The following is a 17,442-nucleotide window of genomic DNA, read 5'->3' as shown; positions in this document are numbered from 1 at the left end:
CTCCATCGCATTGAGGTTGCAAAACATGTTTCAGACGGTCACTTGCGGAGCAATGAAGCTTCGATCACTTCTTTGTTATTTCGCCTTTTGCGCTGTCGTGTCAAACGTCGTGGCCGGCGAAATCTCGATCGGCAACGACTCGGGAACCCGGGTTTTCACGCTGCGGCAGGGAACAACGGTGGTCAAATTTGCTCCCGGCGCGGGCGCCAACGCTTACTCGATACGCGTCGATGACGTCGAATTCCTGCGACAACCGGAGTCGCTGGACAAGCTGCCCGGCGTCGGATTCGGAAACCCCGTCTTGTATCCGACTCCGAATCGAGTCAAGGATGCGGCGTTCGAATTTGGCGGCAAGACGGTTCGCTTCCAGCCCAACGCGGGTGGCAATTTTATTCACGGCCTGGTCAATCGGCATGCTTGGCAATTCGTCCAATCCAGTTCCGATTCAACGCATGCGGCGATCACCTGCGTGGCTGATTTCCGTGCCGGTACCGCGTTGCACTCGCAGTTCCCGTTTCCGCATCAGCTTTACTTGACCGTGACGGTCCGCGAGGGTGCGGTCCGCTGGACATACAAGGTTGACAACACCGAGGGCACCGTCGCGGTGCCCTTCGGATTTGCCTTGCATCCGTATTTCGTTTACCAGGGCCGGCGTGAAAACACGCACCTAAAAATCCCTGCGACGCATTGGATGGAATCGGACAAGCAGCTGCCATCGGGAGAGCTGGTTCCCAAGGACCAATTGGATTTTCCGCTCGGCGAGTTCATGCCACTTGAGGGAACGACGTTCGATGACGTGTTCTGGGGCATGAAACCGGATCAGCCCACCGTCATCGACTATCGCGACGTGAACCGAAAGATCACCATCGCTGCATCCGAAGCATTCACGCACCTGGTGGTCTGGACGCCGGACCGACCGTATTTCGGAGTAGAAAGCCAGACCTGCAGCACCGACGCGCACAATCTGCACGCGGCGGGCAAGGCCAGTGAAGCGCACCTGCAGATCTGCCAACCCGGCCAAACCCTCAGCGGCTGGGTCGAATACCGATTCGATCTCAAAAAGGTGTCCGACACCTTTTTGGAAGAATAGGTAGCTTTGAATCTAAAAAAGGTGTCCGACACCTTTTTGGCAGGATAGGGAGTTTGGCCGGGTCGGTTGGTCCGTCGAGATGGATTAGAATCCGGCCATGGTTCCATCAGTCCTCGCCCCCGGTAGCTTTTATGTTTCGAACACTCAGCCTGATGATGGTTGTCTCGATGGCTAGCTCGTTGATCGGTTTACCGACAGCCATTCCTCTTCACGCCGAAACCGCACAACCAAAGCAATGGGCGATTGTGATCCATGGCGGTGCGGGCGGAGATCCGTCGAGGTGGAGTGAAGAAAAACGCAACGCGCGTCTGGATGGACTGGAGGCGGCGCTGAACATCGGACGCGACCTGCTCGCCAGCGGTGGTTCGTCCCTCGATGCGGTGGAAGCGGTGATCCGGTCGTTGGAAGACGACGCCAGCTTCAACGCCGGTCGGGGTGCGGTGCTGACCCAAGCAGGAAACGCGGAGCTGGATGCGTCGATCATGGACGGACGCAACCGTGCCTGTGGTGCGATCGCCGGCGTGACGACCATCAAGAACCCGATCTCGACGGCGCGATTGGTCATGACCGACACCAAACATGTGTTGCTGGTCGGCGGCGGCGCCGAGGCCTTCGCGGCGTCTGAAAACGTGCCGCTGGTCGACCCGAAGTACTTTTTGAGCCAGCGTCAGCGGACGCCGCAGGAACCGGATCCGTCGGAGCATCCGCACCTGGGCACGGTGGGCTGCGCCGCACTCGATTCCGAGGGCAACCTGGCCGCGGGAACCAGCACCGGTGGCACGCCGAAAAAGCTGCCCGGCCGTGTCGGCGATTCGCCGATCGTGGGCGCGGGCACGTTCGCCGACAATGCGTCCTGCGCCGTTTCGGGAACCGGCGTCGGCGAGGAATACATCCGCAACGCCGTCGCCTATGACATCGCCGCCCAGATGCTGTATGCCAAACGATCGCTGGAAACCGCCATTACGGAGATCATGACCGAGCGACTTCAGCCGGGGGTCGGCGGTCTGATCGGCGTCTCCCACGACGGCCAAATCGTGATGCAGCACAACACGCCGGGGATGAGTTGTGCGGCGGCCGATAGCAACGGTCGATTCGAAACCCACCTGATGCTCGACAACGGCGGTCGCCCCGCAGCCGACGCCGCGAAGCCGATCGACGCCGCGAAGCCGATCGACGCCGCGAAGCCGATCGACGCCGCGAAGCCGATCGACGCCGTGAAGCCAACCGACATCGACGAGGCCGAGATTCGTCGTCTGATCGGCCAACAAGCCGACGCCTGGAATGCCGGCGACATCGATCGCTTCATGGACGTCTACTGGAACGACGAAGGGCTGACGTTTTGTTCTGGCGGTCACGTCACCCGCGGTTGGACGGCAACGTTGCAGCGCTACAAACGACGTTATCCCGACCCAACGACGATGGGCAACCTCTCGTTCTCGGACCTTGAGTTGCAACGTCTCGGCAACGACGCCTTTCAAGTGCTGGGCGTTTGGCAACTGACACGCGACGTCACTCCGACCGGTGGTCGTTTCACCCTGGTGTTCCGTCGATTCGACGAAGGCTGGCGAATCGTGCACGACCACACCTCGGTCCGTGACGCGCCCTGAGCGTCCCGATCTTTTGACCAATCAGTCGTCGTCTTGACGGGGCCGATAGGCGGCGATCACTTCGTCTTGAACGTTGGGCGGTGCGGGTTCTTCGTGGCTATGCTCCACGGAGAATGCCCCCGCTCCGCCGGCGATGCTCTTCAACTGGTTCGAGTACGCCTGCAATTCACTCAGCGGCGCGATGGCCTTGATCACGCAACTGTCCTCTTGCATTTGTGTATCGGTGACACGGGCGCGGCGAACGGACAAGTCACTGGTGACATCACCGAGATATTGACCGGGCACGTGGACTTCCACATTGCCGTACGGTTCCAGCAAAACCGGTTTGGCTTTCAAGACCGCATCGATGAACGCCTTTCGTCCCGCGGTCATGAAGGCGATCTCCTTGCTGTCGACCTCGTGGTGTTTGCCATCGTAGACTTCGACGCGAACGCCCGTCATCGGGTATCCGGCGACGGCACCGTCGTCGAGCACTTGCCGGATTCCTTTTTCGATCGACGACATGAACTGTTTCGGAATCGAACCGCCGACGGTCTTGTTTTCGAACTCAAACCCCGTGGGGTGACCTTCCGGCAGGGGCGCGACGCGCAAGTAGACTTCGCCGAACTGCCCCGCACCGCCGGTTTGCTTTTTGTGGCGATAGTGCCCCTCAGCGGGAAGCGTGATCGTTTCTTTGTAAGCGACCTTGGGCTCTGATGTTTCCAGATCAATACCGTACTGGTTGGACAACTTCTCGAGCGTGATTCTGAGATGCAGTTCTCCCAATCCGCGCAAGACCGTCTGCTTGGTCGCGGCCACACGCTCCAGTTTCAGACAGGGGTCTTCGTCCTGCAGCTTGTGCATTGCGGCGGAAAATTTGGCTTCGTCGGCGTGGCTTTTCAGTTCGACCGCCAATCCGTACATCGGTTTGGGCAATTCTAGCGGCAGCAAGAGTGGCGGATCTTCGGGAGTCGCCCCGTCATGCAGGACGCCGTCGAAATGGATCTCATCGATTTTTGAGATCGCACCGATCTCACCGGGTCCGATCGCCTCGGTTTCCTTGTGCTCTTTTCCTTGCAGACGCATCACGTGGCTGATGCGAAGCGGTTTGCGGCCGTCATCGATGAACAGCTCCGATTTCTGACGCACGATGCCCTGGTGCACGCGGAAGATGCCCAGCTTTCCGACGTGTTTGTCGGTGGCGACTTGGAACACATGCGCGATCGTGGGCTTGCTCGCGTCGAATTCCGTTTTCAGCGGTTGGCCGCCTTGGACAAAGGGCCGCGGGTTTCCTTCCAAGGGACTTGGCAACAACGAGGCGGTGACGTGGAGCAAGTGTTCGATCCCCGCACCGGTCTTGGCCGAGGCGTACACGATCGGAACCAAATGGCCCTCGCGAAGGGCGCATTCGAAGGCATCGTGCAGTCGGTTCGGGTCAAGTTGGTCGGCACCGGCGTCGAGATACGTCTCGGTCAGTTGCTCGTCGACCTCGACCACCTGTTCGACGATCTGGGTGTGGGCCGCTTCGGCCGAACTGAACGCGGTCACATCGTGTGCATCGGTCTCGAACACTTCGACCACGCCCGACAATTCGGGTTTGGGAAGGTTGATCGGCAGACAGACGTTGCCGAACACCGATCGAATCTGCTTCGTCAGTTTCTCCAGATCGGCCTCCTGGGCGTCGATCTTGTTGACCAGGATCATTCGCGGCAGATTTCGGTCGGTCGCCACTTTCATCAGCCGCCGCGTTTCACTTTCGATCCCTTTGACCGCATCGATCACGATGACCACCGTTTCGACGGCGGGGAAACAGGCGATGGCGTGGCCGATGAAATCCGACATGCCCGGCGTGTCGATCAAATTGACGCGATGGTGTTCATGATCAAAATGAACGACGCTCGGGGCAAGTGAATGCTGGTATCGATGTTCCTCTTCCGCGAAGTCGCTGACCGTGTTGCCTTCTTCGACCGTGCCGAGTCGGCTGATTTCACCGGCGGCAAACAAAAGTCGTTCACAAAGCGTGGTCTTGCCAGATCCGGTCTGACCACAAAAGCAAAGGTTTCGAATCAGTTCTGGCTTGGGGACGGCCATCAAAGAGCTCCTTATCAAGTAGGGCCGCACAGATTTGGACGTGCGCGCCGGGGGTCGACAATCTATCGCAAAGTCATCAGGTCACGCAGGCCCGTTACGGCAACTTCGACACCCCCGAGACGAAGTGTCGTTGCAACGCTGTGCGTCATGTGCACCGACACCGATTCCCAAGGCGACTGAAGCGCGTGGATACGTCACGCCTTGTGCGATAACGCGCGCCCTTGTCTTCATGGGCAATGGACAGAACGTTTCCAGCGGCGGTCGAACCGTCTCTCTCGGACGCAACGGACCTGGTCACGGGGTTCCCTGCACGCGGTGTGCCTCTTTGTCGCGCGAATGGGCGAGTGGTGCGTCAACTTTTAAACGACGGGTGCCGGTGAAAAGAGCTGGGGCCCGTAGGCTGGCGGCAAACGGCTGATATTCGTTTGACATCAGCCGGCTCGCGCCAGCGCGAGCGGCCTCCCCGTCGAGCTTAACGTAGCGGTATTGGGCTAACGCCTGCACACCAGCGCTGGTCCTCGTGCCAATCGCACCTGCCCCCTTTTCCACTCGACAAACGCAACCCGAAACATTGAACGCTGACGCACCACTAGAATGTTGGCCTGCGCTGAACGCCACCGACTCGTTCACCAACCGGGGTGTTTCTTGTTTGCGGCAAGGCGCGAGCCCTTCCAGTGCGAAAGGGCCGCTTGGCAGCGGCTCAATCGCAAGCTGGAAGCTTACGCCACTTGACTCAAGAACTTTTTTGAAGAACACCAACATGAAACCCATTCGTCTCAATCGACGCCGTGCGCTTGCCAGTTCACTTTCGTTTGCCGGTGCGGCGGTGCTGGCCGGTCGCGGTCAACGCGCCCTCGGCTTCGCTGCGGCCAACGAGCGGCCTCGAGTCGGCGCGGTGGGAACCGGTAGTCGCTGGTGCATCAAAGCGACCGGGATCGACCGGCCGTATGGGTCGGCGCCGGATTTCCGCAAGTACGGTGACTACGTCGCGATCTGCGATGCCGACGCGAATCGACTTGCAATGGCATCGGAGCTCGTCAAGGATTGGTCGGGAACGAAACCCAAGGCCTCAGCCGATTATCGATCGATTTTGGACGACGACCGCATCGACATCGTTCACATCTCGACGCCCGAGCACTGGCACGCCAAGATCGCCATCGAAGCGATGTTGGCGGGCAAGGATGTGTACTGTGAGAAACCGATGACGCTGACGATCGAAGAAGGCCGGTTGATGAGCGACGTCTGCAAGACCACCGGACGGGTGGTGCAAATCGGCACGCAGCAACGCAGCAGTCGACAGTTTATCCAGGCGATCGCCCTGATCCGAGCCGGGCGTCTCGGCGAAGTTAAAAAGGCGACGTGCAGTATTGGCGGCGCACCGACCAGCCCGTCGTTGCCCGCGGTCGCACCGCCGAAACACTTCGATTGGAATCTCTGGCAGGGTCCGGTGGCGGAATCCGAATTCCACTATCTGGCCGGCGACTATGGAGAAACCAAAAGTTGGTCACGCGGTCACTACGAATTCCGCTGGTGGTACGACTATTCCGGTGGCAAGTTGACTGACTGGGGCGCCCATCACGTGGACATCGCAACTTGGGGGCTCGGGTTGACCGAAACCGGACCGATTTCCGTTCATCCGGTGAAGGTAAAGCACCCGGTCGAATTCAAAGACGGCTACCCGGTCGATCGCACGCGTTACAACACCGCAACAGAGTTTCTGATTACGGCAACGTTTGCCGACGGCAAGGAAATCGAAATCCGCCATGACCGTGACAACGGAATTCTGTTCGAAGGGACCGAAGGTCGGTTGTTCGTCAATCGCGGACGGATCACCGGAAAACCCGTCGAAGATCTAAAAACCAATCCGTTGCCCGCCGGGGCACTCGAAGAAGCTTACAAGAACCGGCCGTTGACAGACCACTTCGGCAACTTCTTTGAAGCCGCCCGCGACCAGACGGAACCGATCTCGGATGTCTTCAGTCACCACCGCGCCTTGTCGACGTGCCATCTGGCAGGCATCGCCGCACGACTTGACCGTACGATCCACTGGGATCCGAAACAGGAACAAGTCGTGGGCGATCCATTGGCCCAGAGTTTGATCGCCCGCGACCGACGCAAAGGATTTGAGATCGAAATGTGACCCGGTGGGCAGACCGACTGCGGCTCCAAATCCGATCTTACAAACTGGCGGCCAACGTCTATTCCTTGACCACCCAGATGTTGCGATAGTAGACCGGGTTGCCGTGGCCTTGCAGATACAGGGCATCCGGCTCGGGGCCTTCCTGGTGACGACCGGGCGTGTGCTTGGGCAGTTCCAGGTCGTCGTGAATGACCACCCCGTTGTGCTTGACAGTGACCCGGGCGTTGGCGATTTTCTTGCCCTCGGCATCATAGCGTGCCGCGGTGAAATCGATGTCATAGGTTTGCCACTGCAGCGGCGGCAGGCACATGTTGACCCTGGGCTCGGCGATCTGATAGATCCCGCCGCACTCGTTGCTCTTGCCTGAGAGCGCGAACGAATCGAGGACTTGGATTTCGTACCGGCTTTGCACATAGACGCCGCTGTTGCCCCGTCCTTGGCCACGTCCACTGGGCTTGAACGGCGTGCGAAATTCCAGGTGCAACGTGTGGTCCGCAAACTTCTCTTTGCTGAACGTGTCGGCCAGCAACAACCCATCGTCGACTTGGGCGCCTTCGAACGCGTCACCGTTGCTGCCGTCAAACAACACCAAAGCGTCCTTGGGCGGCTTAGCGCCGAGCGTCGGACTCTTGCGGACGATGCGTTCCAGCGTCGCGACTTGCTTTCCATCGGCATTGATGACACGCAATTCGCCGCCGGAAACGGAGATTGTGAAATCCTCATGTTGGAACGTGGCAGCGTCGCCTTCGAGCGTTCCGTCGGTTTCAAAGAAGATGTCTTTGTGGCTCTGGTTGTTGCCGGGTAGTCCACCCTTGTAGGCCACCAGATGGAACTGGTCATTGCCCAGCGCGATGATCTGCGCGGCGTATGTGTCGCCGTTGTCACCGGCTTGCCCCTCGTATTCGCCCTGCAAACTGTACGACAGCGGTGTCGCGTCGGGTTCGGTGTAAACGTCTTGGCCGTCCTCTTTCGCGATCGATGCGGTCGCGATCGCCATCACGATCAAAAGGCTGAGTGCTGATTTCATGGTATCCTCGAAAAACGAAAAGGTTTGGTGTCAGGGGAGAACGTGAGAGTTTATCGTGCCGATCCCGGCCCGTGTGTTTTTTAACGACCGCGGATAGCGAGGCATCCCGCGGATGCCGCCTACTTTGGCACGGAAGAAATTCGCGGAACGGCGTAGGCCGTCCCGTTTCAGATTGAAACACCGGAGGGCTCGCGCCCTGCCGCTAACAAAAGCACCGTGAACGAGCATTTGAAACGAATCCGCATTCGCCTGACGGGGCGCATCCAGGGGGTCGGGTTCCGACCGTTCGTCTGGACCCGCGCGAGCGACGCGGGGCTGACCGGCTGGGTCCAAAACGATTCCCAGGGCGTCACGATCGAGGCCCAAGGGGAGCGACACAATCTGGCAACGTTTTTACGTGGATTCGAACAGGGATTGCCGCCCCTGGCGACCATCGATTCGCTCGAGACCGCTGACTTGCCGACGATCGAGGAATCTCGATTCACGATCCGTGACAGCGCCACATCGCCACACGCGAGCACTGCGGTGATGGCCGACATCTCCGTCTGTCTGGATTGCCTGGGGGAGATGCAAGACGCACACAATCGCCGCCATCGCTACCCGTTTATCAACTGCACCAATTGTGGCCCACGGTTCACGATCGTCGAAGACATTCCCTATGACCGTGCCCAGACGACGATGAAGTCGTTCGAAATGTGTGATCGGTGTCGCGAAGAATACAACGATCCATCGGACCGACGTTTTCACGCCCAACCCAACGCCTGCCCGGAGTGCGGGCCGCAGATCTGGTTTGTTGCCTCCGACGAATTAACGCCCGAAGCCTCAATCCGCGCGTCGAAGCATGACGAATCATCACGTGTAATCGAGTCGTTCGCGGCATGCGTTCTCGGCGGAGGGATTGTCGCCGTGAAAGGCATCGGGGGCTTTCACTTGGCTTGCGATGCGACCAACGTCGATGCGATCCGAAAACTTCGCCAGCGAAAAGGCCGAATCGACAAACCCTTTGCGATCATGGTCGCCGACAGCGAGCGTGCCGAGTTGTTCGCGGAAATCAGCCGCGACGAACGACGTTTGCTGGAAAGCAAGGAGCGGCCGATCGTGCTGTTGCAGAAACGAAAGCCCGACGTCGATGCCGCCGGGTACTCTGACATGCTTGCTGCGGTTGCCCCAGGAAACCACTGCCTCGGCGTGATGCTGCCCTATTCTCCGTTGCACCATCTGTTGATCGAAGCGGTCTGCCCATTGTTGATGACCTCGGGCAACCTCTCCGATGAACCGATCGCTCGAACGAATGACGAAGCCGTTCGGCGACTCGGCCCGCTGGTCGACGGGTTCCTCTTTCACGACCGGGACATCCACGTTGTTTGCGATGACTCCGTCACCCGACGACTCGGTGCGTCCGTGCTGCCGATCCGGCGTTCGCGTGGTTTCGCCCCGATGCCGATCAAGCTCAGCCAGAACGGTCCGAGCGTGGTGGCGGTCGGCGGGGAGATGAAAGCCACGTTCTGTATCACACAGGGGCAGAACGCTTACATCAGCCAACACATCGGCGATGTCGGCAATCTGGAGACACTCGGTGCCCTGCAGCGGAACGTCGATCACTACTTGCAACTGTTCCGCATCGACGCGGATGCCGTCGCCGCCGACTTGCACCCCTCGTCTCTCTCTGGACAGTTTGCCGAAGACCTTGCCAAAACTCTCCGGGTGCCGCTGATCCGTGTTCAGCACCACGTTGCCCACGCGGTGTCGTTGATCGCTGAACATCAGCTCGACGCCGATCAACCCATTCTCGCGTGCTGTTTGGACGGCACCGGATACGGAACCGATGGGGCGATCTGGGGCGGAGAATTTTTGACCGTCAACTGCAAGGGCTTCGAACGGTTCGCCCACTTGAAATACTTTCCGCTACCTGGGGGCGACGCGAGCATCAGGCGGCCGTATCGCGCGGCGCTCGCTTTGCTGAACGCCCATGGATTGCCGTGGGACGAGCGATTGCCCTGCGTTTCGTTTTGCCCAACTGGTGTGCGGCGACTGTTGCGTCAACAACTCGAATCGAACCTACACTGTTTTCCGACCAGCAGCGCCGGGCGGCTCTTTGATGCGGTCGCGTCGCTGATCGGGATTCGCCACGAAGTCAGCTTTGAAGCGCAGGCGGCGATCGAGTTGGAAGCACTGGCAGCCGAGGTGATCGGCCAGGTGGATTCCAATGCCTACCGCTTTCAGATCGCCGAAGCATCGGACCACACGTCGATGCAAATCCGATCTCACGATCTGATCGGTTCAATTTGCCGTGACGTCATCGCCGGAGTGGACCGACGCCAGATCGCCGCACAATTCCATCACGCCGTCGCGGGGATGATCAGCGACGTGTGCCGGTTGGGGCGTGAGCAAACCGGCATCGATGTCGTCGGCTTGACCGGGGGTGTTTTCCAAAATGCCTTGCTCACCACGTCGCTGACCAAGCTGCTGGAAGCATCCGGGTTCAACGTACTGGTTCACCAACAGGTTCCGCCCAACGATGGCGGACTTTCGCTCGGCCAAGCGGTCGTCGCCAGGCAGCGTCTGGATGGATAGGCTGAAAGCCAATCCCACATCAACTCGTCAACGCGTTCCAGGGCTCTGCCTTGGAACGCACGGCCGGTGTAGCTCCCGCCACCCACCGATGGTGGCCGGGAGGCGGGAGCCTCTTGGACGGTGTGTTCCCAGGCGGAGCCCTACGCCGTGAACGATTTGTTAGCGGTAGGGCGCGACCCCTCCGGTCTTTCACGGTATTTTTGAAGCGTGATCGGACGGCTCGCGCCGTTCCGCTAACACCTTTAGAGCCAAAGGACGTGACATTGGACGCAAGCCCCATGCCAAAAAAACCGTTCACGGCGTGGGGCGGAGCCGGGGAACAAGGGAAACGACTAATGAACCGCCGCCACATCGAAAAACCGCTATGCTGGACGAGGCGATGCGGATGAGGTACGAAGGACAACCAACCCCATAAACTCCCCTCAACGACGGTGTGAATTGATGTGCCTGGCTGTGCCCGGAAAAGTGGAATCGATCTTCGACGAAAACCAGATGCGGATGGGCAAAGTCAATTTCGGCGGCGTCATCAAAGAGGTCTGCTTGGCGTTTCTGCCCGACATCGAAGTGGGGGACTACGCGATCGTCCACGCCGGGTTTGCGATCAGCCAGATCGACGAAGCCTCGGCGGAGGAGACGTTGCGAACGTTTGATGCCATGGAGCATCTTGATTCATGAAACACTTGACCGAATACCGCGATGGCGAAAAAGCCAAACGCCTTGCCGGCGAAATTGCGCGTCGGGTGACTCGGCCCTGGGCGATCATGGAAGTTTGCGGCGGGCAAACCCATTCGATCATCCGCAACGGAATCGACCAGATCCTGCCGAACCTGGTCGAAATGATTCATGGTCCCGGCTGCCCCGTCTGTGTGACACCGCTGGACGTGATCGACAAAGCCCTGGCGATCGCATCCCGCCCCGACGTCATCTTTTGTTCCTTCGGTGACATGTTGCGTGTTCCCGGATCTGAAGGTGACTTATTCAATGTCAAAGCGGACGGCGGAGACGTGCGAGTCGTCTATTCCCCGCTGGATGCCGTCAAGATTGCTCGCGAGAACCCTGATCGTGAAGTGGTGTTTCTGGCGATCGGCTTCGAAACGACGGCGCCCGCCAATGCCATGGCCGTCAAGCTGGCCCACGATCAACGTGTCGAAAACTTCTCCGCGTTGGTCTCGCACGTGTTGGTGCCACCGGCGATCGAAACGATCATGAACTCACCGGGAAACCGCGTCAATGCATTTCTCGCCGCCGGCCACGTTTGCTCGGTGACCGGGTTTGACCACTATCGGCCCCTTTGCGATCGTTACAAGGTTCCGATCGTGATCACCGGCTTTGAACCGCTGGACTTGCTCGAAGGCATCCGCCGCTGCGTCGCCCAGTTGGAATCAGCATCCGCCTCGGTCGAAAACGCGTACCCCCGTGTCGTGTCCGAGCAAGGCAACGTGGCGGCACAAACGCTGCTGGACGAAGTGTTCGAAACGACGGATCGAAACTGGCGTGGGATTGGATCGATCCCGCAGAGCGGTTGGCGTCTGCGTGACACGTATCGACAACTTGATGCGGAATCCAAGTTCGATGTTTCGACCATCCGCACGCAAGAGTCGTCGCTGTGCCGTGCCGGCGACGTGCTCAAGGGGGCGATCAAACCGAATCAGTGTGCCGCCTTTGGAACTCAATGCACCCCACGAAGCCCGCTCGGCGCGACGATGGTTTCCGCCGAAGGCGCCTGCGCGGCCTACTACAACTACGGCCGTTTGGTGCCGTTGGAAGCCCCCAACAAGAATGTGGCCGAGCAAGCTTGATGGAGGACGACAAACCCGAGAAACGAAGGCATGACAGTACTGCTCATCCGATCGAGTTCGGCGGGGCGGTTTGTCCGGTGCCGCTGCAAGACTACCCGAAGATCGTGCTCGGCCATGGCGGGGGAGGAAAACTGTCGGGCGAATTGGTCGAGCATGTCTTTCTGCCGGCGTTTCAAAACGATCATCTGAATCGGCTGGGTGATTCCGCCGTTTTCCAGGCCACAAGTCTCCAGGCGATCGGCCAACGTCTGGCGATGTCGACGGATTCTTACGTTGTTCGGCCGCTGTTTTTTCCGGGCGGATCGATCGGCGATCTGGCGATCAACGGGACCGTCAACGACCTGGCGATGAGCGGCGCGATACCGTTGTACTTGAGTGCGGCGTTCATCATCGAAGAAGGCTTTCCGATCGCCGAGCTCAAACGCATCGCCGACGCGATGGGCGCGGCCGCCCGCATCGCCGGGGTGACCGTCATCACCGGTGATACCAAAGTCGTTGAGCAAGGGCACGGTGACGGCTGTTACATCAACACCGCCGGAGTCGGGGTCGTGCCCGACGGAATCGACGTCGCCCCCAACAACGCGCGTCCCGGCGATGCCGTGATCCTCAGCGGCACACTGGGAGACCATGGGATGGCAATCATGAGTGTCCGCGAGGGGCTGGAGTTCGAAGCGGAGATTCAAAGCGATTCGGCACCGTTGGCGGAGATGGTTGCGGCGATCCTCCGGGTTTGCCCCGACGTCCACGTGCTGCGCGATCCGACCCGTGGCGGGCTTGCCGCATCCTTGACCGAAATCGCGGCATCGAGCGAGTGCGGGATCGTGATCGAAGAAACCCGAGTACCGATCCACCCGATCGTCCAATCGGCCTGCGAGATTTTGGGTTTCGACCCGCTGTTGGTGGCCAACGAAGGCAAATTGGTCTGCATGGTGCCGGCGGAATTTGCGGTCGCGGTCTTGACCGCGATCCGATCCGACAAGCACGGATCCGACGCAGCGATCATCGGCCGCGTCGTGGCCGAACACCCCGGAGTCGTCGTTGCCACGACCGCGATCGGAGCGTCACGAGTGGTCGTCACCGCGATCGGTGAGCAGCTGCCGCGGATCTGTTGATGTTACATCCCTCCGACCAGTCACCTGGACGAAGCCGAGTTGTGCCGACGATTCGGTCGAGACGCCGCTACAGTTTCTGCGTTGGAACGCACACTTCGCCCCCTCTGGTCCCAGATTTCGCAACAACTTGCAGTCAACAATTCCATTCAACTCGCCTCGGTCGATGCAACCGCCGCGCCGAAGGTTTTGCTTGAAGCTTGCCGTCCGGGGCAACGATCGTGCAATGGGACCAATAGGACACATAGGACGTATGGGTCCCATCTGTCCGATTGGTCCTATCGACCGCGATTCCTTTCGGCGCTTCGGTTGGACCAATCTCTATGCCGAACCGGCGATGCCGGCGCGCGTCGGTGGCCACGACCGACGTTGAAAACGCCACGGCGCACCGACGAACTCCGGACGGGCCACGTCGCCCGACTGAGAACGCGGAATGCCGGCATGAGACCTTCCGTGTTTTGTTGACGGGCGAATGGGCTTCGGTGACAATGCGGGGCCTCTCAAGACCGCACGCCGCACCGTTCTCCCCCACACAGGAACCCCGCCTTGTCTTCGATTCGCTTTCATTCGCTCAATCATTTTTCCACCAGATCACCCTGGGCCATCTTGTTCGCCTGCTTGCTGACGATCGCGGGCGTCGGCGATGTCGCTGGGGCAGCGGAGCGGCCTAACATCTTGTGGATCACCAGCGAGGACAACGGCATCTCCTGGGTCAGCTGCTACGGCGGCACCAACGCGCAGACGCCGGCGATCGACCAACTGGCCAAAGAAGGATTTCGCTACACGCATTGCTTTGACAACGCCGCCGTCTGCGCTCCGACGCGATCGTGCTGGATCACCGGCATGTACGCGATCTCCAACGGCACCCAGCCGATGCGCAGCCGAAATGAGATCCCGCACGATAAGATCAAATACTATCCCGACCTGTTACGCCAGGCCGGCTATCACACGTCCAACCCGGGCAAGACGGATTACAACATCGGTGGTCGTGGCGACAAAGAGTGCTGGGACTTCAAGGGCGCCAAGGGCAAGTCACAGTACGGTTGGAAACATCGCAATCCCGGACAGCCGTTCTTTGCCGTCGTCAACATCGGTGACAGCCACGAAAGTCGCGCCCACGGCGACGTCGAAAACACCAAGAACGATCCGGCAAAGATGAAGCTGTTTTCCTACCATCCGGATCTGCCCGTCATCCGCAAGAACTACGCGAAGTACGCCGATGCGGTCGAGAACATGGATCGCAAGGTTCAAGACACGATCGATGCGCTTAAAAATGACGGCCTCTACGAAGACACGATCGTCATCTACAACTCCGACCACGGCGGCGTGATGGCGCGGAGCAAACGGTTTCTTTATTCCAGCGGTGTGCATTGCCCGCTGGTCGTCAGGATTCCGGAGAAATGGAAGCAGCTTTATCCGGCAGAAAAACCCGGCATGACGGTCGATCGGATCGTCAGTTTTGTCGACATGCCCAAAACCTGGCTCAGTCTGGCCGGTGCCGAAATCCCAGAACAATTTCAGGGAACGATTTTCTTGGGCGACGGCACCGAATCGGCGCCGAGGTATCACCTCGGTTTTCGCGAGCGCGCCGACGAACGGTTGGACAACGTCCGGTTGATGCGAGACGAGCGGTTCGCCTATCACAAAAACTACATGCCCTACGCATCCGCCGGACAACACCTGGCGTATCTGTGGAAAGCACCGCTGACCCCCGCCTGGGAACAGCACCACCGCGAAGGCAAGACCGACGCGATCACCGGACGATTCTTCCGTCCACGTGTCTCCGAAGAGTTTTATGACACCGAGGCCGATTTCGACAACGTCCACAACTTGATCGACGCGCCCGAGCATCAGCGAAAGATTGCCGAGCTGAAGCAGGCGCTGCGGGAAAAACAATTGGAGCTGCGTGACTCGGGATTGATGCCCGAAAAAATGCGTGAACGTCGCGCCGCGGCCAACGACATGACGCTCTACGCAATGGTGCGTGACGAATCGCTGTACCCGTTGGAAAAATACCTGGACGCCGCCGACGTGGCGCTCGCCCGGGACAAAGACCAGTTGCAAACGTTTGTCAAACAAATGGCCGATTCTGACGAAGCGATGCGTTGGTGGGCGGTCGTCGGAATCCACCTGCTGGGCGACGACGCCCGCCCCGCCGCGGCTGAGCTGAAGCAAGCTCTACAAGACGACGCCCATGAAGTCCGCATGATGGCCGCCTGGACGCTGATCAATCTCGGCCACACGGACAAGGGGCTCGCCTGCCTGGATGCATTGCTGTTCAAAGGGACAAACAACGAAACGATGCTCGAAAACGTCATCGACTGGATCGGCGAGCCCGCTCTTCCGCTGATCAAGAAGTACATCGACCAGGGCAGAACGCGTCAAGGCAAATACGGCATCGGGATCTTCGGCCGCATCGCCGAACTGAACGGCTGGTGAGGCTCTGCGGAACAAGGGCAGAAAAATGGTGCGTCCGTTGGACGACGGGGAATTGGTCAAAAGATTTGCTGGTCAAAAAATGAAGAGTTCTGCCAGGTGGAGGCTGATACTATTCGTCGGGAACCCCAACGAGGACAAAATAAAACCCCTTTCCCCTTTTCAATAAAACCCCTTTCCCCTTTTTGAATTAACCCAGCAGTTCCTTGATCAGCTGGCCGCCGAATTGGGAGAGTTGTTTGTGGCGGCCGGCGTGGAAGTAGGTCAGCCGGTTGTCGTCCAGGCCGAGCAGATGCAACAGCGTGACGTGCACGTCGCGAATGTGATGCACGCACTCGACCGCGTTGGCACCGATCTCATCGGTGGCCCCGATCGTGTGTCCGGCGTTGGTTCCGCCGCCGGCGAACCACATCGCCATCGCCTTGGCGTTGTGATCGCGGCCATAGGACTGCCCCCCGCCGCGCAATCCGTTGTCGGGTGTCCGTCCGAATTCGCCGCACCAGATCACCAATGTGTCCTTGAGCATGTCGCGTTGCTTTAGATCGCGCAACAGCGCCGCGATCGGTTTGTCGACCGAGCGGATCAACGCCCCGTGGGCTTTTTCGATGTAGTCGTGGCTATCCCAGTTGCCGGCATAGGCTTGAACAAAACGCACACCGCTTTCAACCAACCGCCGAGCCAACAAACATTTTCGTGCAAAGGCGTCTGTCGCCGCTTCCCCCACACCGTAGGCGTCGAGCGTCGCTTGGGACTCCCCGTCCAAATCCAGCACGCCGGGGACTTCGGTCTGCATCCGGTAGGCCAGTTCATAGCTGGCGATTCGCGCTTCTAACTCACCCCGGCCGGGACGTGAGGCGAGGTGTTGGCGGTTGAGTTGCCCCAGCAGATCAAGATTCTCGCGCTGCCGCTGGGGCGACACCGCTGCCGGCGGGTTCAAATTCAGAATCGGACTGCCTTCGGGGCGGAGCGGCGTGCCTTGAAACCTGGCGGGCAGAAACCCGTTGGACCAGTTTCCCGCACCGCCCTGCGGATAACTCGACCGCGGCAAGACCACAAACCCCGGCAGGTTCTCGTTCATCGTGCCCAGACCGTACGTCACCCAGGCGCCGATTCCGGGATCGCCGCCGAACTGATTGCCGGTATTGAGCTGGTAGCAAGCCGTCGGGTGATTGACCGATTCGACCTGCGCCCCGCGATAGAAACAGATGTCATCGACCATTTGGCTCAAGTGTTTCCACTCGGTGCAAATGTCTGCTCCACACTCGCCTGCTTTGGTGAATTCGAAGGGGCTTTTGACGAAGTAGCGTTTTCCCGACGACATTGCACTTTCCATCTCGCCGCTGCGGGTAAACGCTTTGAGATGCTGTTTGGTCAGTTCGGGCTTCGGGTCGAACGTGTCCAGATGCGACGGCCCGCCTTCCATCATCAAAAAGATGCAGCGTTTGGCCTTGGCCGGATGATGAGTCTGTCCCGACTCGTCGGCTTGCAAGAGTGACGTCAGCGCGACCGAACCGAGCCCCGCGCCGAGGCCATACAACGCTTCGCGGCGGGTCGGCATCGCCAGTCGATGTGGAGGGTGAGCAGCCATGA

The 17,442-nt window shown here is 59.5% G+C and carries 12 protein-coding genes; 8 read left to right on the top strand and 4 right to left on the bottom strand.

Features of this window, described 5'->3' with window-relative positions:
• The first annotated feature begins 97 nt into the window (after positions 1-97).
• The gene (locus NZK35_RS03400) at positions 98-1,090 is read left to right on the top strand and encodes an aldose 1-epimerase (RefSeq protein WP_259631197.1); all 993 of its coding nucleotides are present in this window, start codon (positions 98-100) and stop codon (positions 1,088-1,090) included.
• Positions 1,091-1,221: 131 nt separating this feature from the next.
• A complete protein-coding gene (locus tag NZK35_RS03395) occupies positions 1,222-2,697 on the top strand; it encodes an isoaspartyl peptidase/L-asparaginase (RefSeq protein ID WP_259631196.1) in 1,476 nt (491 codons plus the stop codon).
• A gap of 21 nt (positions 2,698-2,718) precedes the next feature.
• On the opposite strand, the gene fusA is transcribed toward NZK35_RS03395, so the two are convergent.
• Together fusA and NZK35_RS03385 are read right to left on the bottom strand one after the other, a co-directional pair.
• Positions 2,719-4,767: an elongation factor G gene (fusA, locus tag NZK35_RS03390; RefSeq protein WP_259631195.1), complete on the bottom strand. Its 2,049-nt coding sequence runs from the start codon at positions 4,765-4,767 to the stop codon at positions 2,719-2,721.
• A gap of 294 nt (positions 4,768-5,061) precedes the next feature.
• Complete coding sequence (locus NZK35_RS03385) at positions 5,062-5,529, bottom strand: hypothetical protein (RefSeq protein WP_259631194.1); 468 nt, start codon at positions 5,527-5,529, stop codon at positions 5,062-5,064.
• On the opposite strand from NZK35_RS03385, the gene NZK35_RS03380 reads away from it, so the two are divergent.
• Complete coding sequence (locus tag NZK35_RS03380) at positions 5,528-6,907, top strand: Gfo/Idh/MocA family protein (protein WP_259631193.1); 1,380 nt, start codon at positions 5,528-5,530, stop codon at positions 6,905-6,907. The genes NZK35_RS03385 and NZK35_RS03380 overlap by 2 nt on opposite strands.
• Positions 6,908-6,965: 58 nt before the next feature.
• Here the strand turns inward: NZK35_RS03380 and NZK35_RS03375 are convergent, their stop codons facing one another.
• Positions 6,966-7,934: a 3-keto-disaccharide hydrolase gene (locus NZK35_RS03375; protein WP_259631192.1), complete on the bottom strand. Its 969-nt coding sequence runs from the start codon at positions 7,932-7,934 to the stop codon at positions 6,966-6,968.
• A 216-nt stretch (positions 7,935-8,150) separates the two neighbouring features.
• On the opposite strand from NZK35_RS03375, the gene hypF reads away from it, so the two are divergent.
• The 5 genes from hypF (at position 8,151) to NZK35_RS03350 (ending at position 15,855) form a co-directional block, all read left to right on the top strand.
• A complete protein-coding gene (hypF, locus tag NZK35_RS03370; protein WP_259631191.1) occupies positions 8,151-10,508 on the top strand; it encodes a carbamoyltransferase HypF in 2,358 nt (785 codons plus the stop codon).
• A gap of 441 nt (positions 10,509-10,949) precedes the next feature.
• On the top strand, positions 10,950-11,183 hold the full coding sequence (locus tag NZK35_RS03365; protein ID WP_259631190.1) for a HypC/HybG/HupF family hydrogenase formation chaperone: 234 nt from the start codon (positions 10,950-10,952) through the stop codon (positions 11,181-11,183).
• Positions 11,180-12,307 (top strand): hydrogenase formation protein HypD, encoded by a 1,128-nt coding sequence (gene hypD / locus NZK35_RS03360; protein ID WP_259631189.1) that lies wholly within the window; start codon positions 11,180-11,182, stop codon positions 12,305-12,307. The genes NZK35_RS03365 and hypD overlap by 4 nt, the downstream gene beginning before the upstream one ends.
• The gene (hypE, locus tag NZK35_RS03355; protein ID WP_259631188.1) at positions 12,307-13,419 is read left to right on the top strand and encodes a hydrogenase expression/formation protein HypE; all 1,113 of its coding nucleotides are present in this window, start codon (positions 12,307-12,309) and stop codon (positions 13,417-13,419) included. The genes hypD and hypE overlap by 1 nt, the downstream gene beginning before the upstream one ends.
• Positions 13,420-13,962: 543 nt before the next feature.
• A complete protein-coding gene (locus NZK35_RS03350) occupies positions 13,963-15,855 on the top strand; it encodes a sulfatase-like hydrolase/transferase (protein WP_259631187.1) in 1,893 nt (630 codons plus the stop codon).
• A 187-nt stretch (positions 15,856-16,042) separates the two neighbouring features.
• Here NZK35_RS03350 and NZK35_RS03345 read toward each other — a convergent pair whose 3' ends face one another.
• Positions 16,043-17,440 carry a DUF1501 domain-containing protein gene (locus NZK35_RS03345; RefSeq protein WP_259631186.1) on the bottom strand — a complete coding sequence of 466 codons (1,398 nt, stop codon included), beginning with the start codon at positions 17,438-17,440 and terminating at the stop codon, positions 16,043-16,045.
• Positions 17,441-17,442: the final 2 nt, after the last annotated feature.

It is taken from the genome of Stieleria sedimenti (genome assembly GCF_025060895.1).
GTDB classification, from domain to species: domain Bacteria; phylum Planctomycetota; class Planctomycetia; order Pirellulales; family Pirellulaceae; genus Stieleria; species Stieleria sedimenti.
The sequence above is the reverse complement of the archived record's forward strand: the minus strand, read 5'-3'. Positions and strand labels throughout refer to the sequence as shown.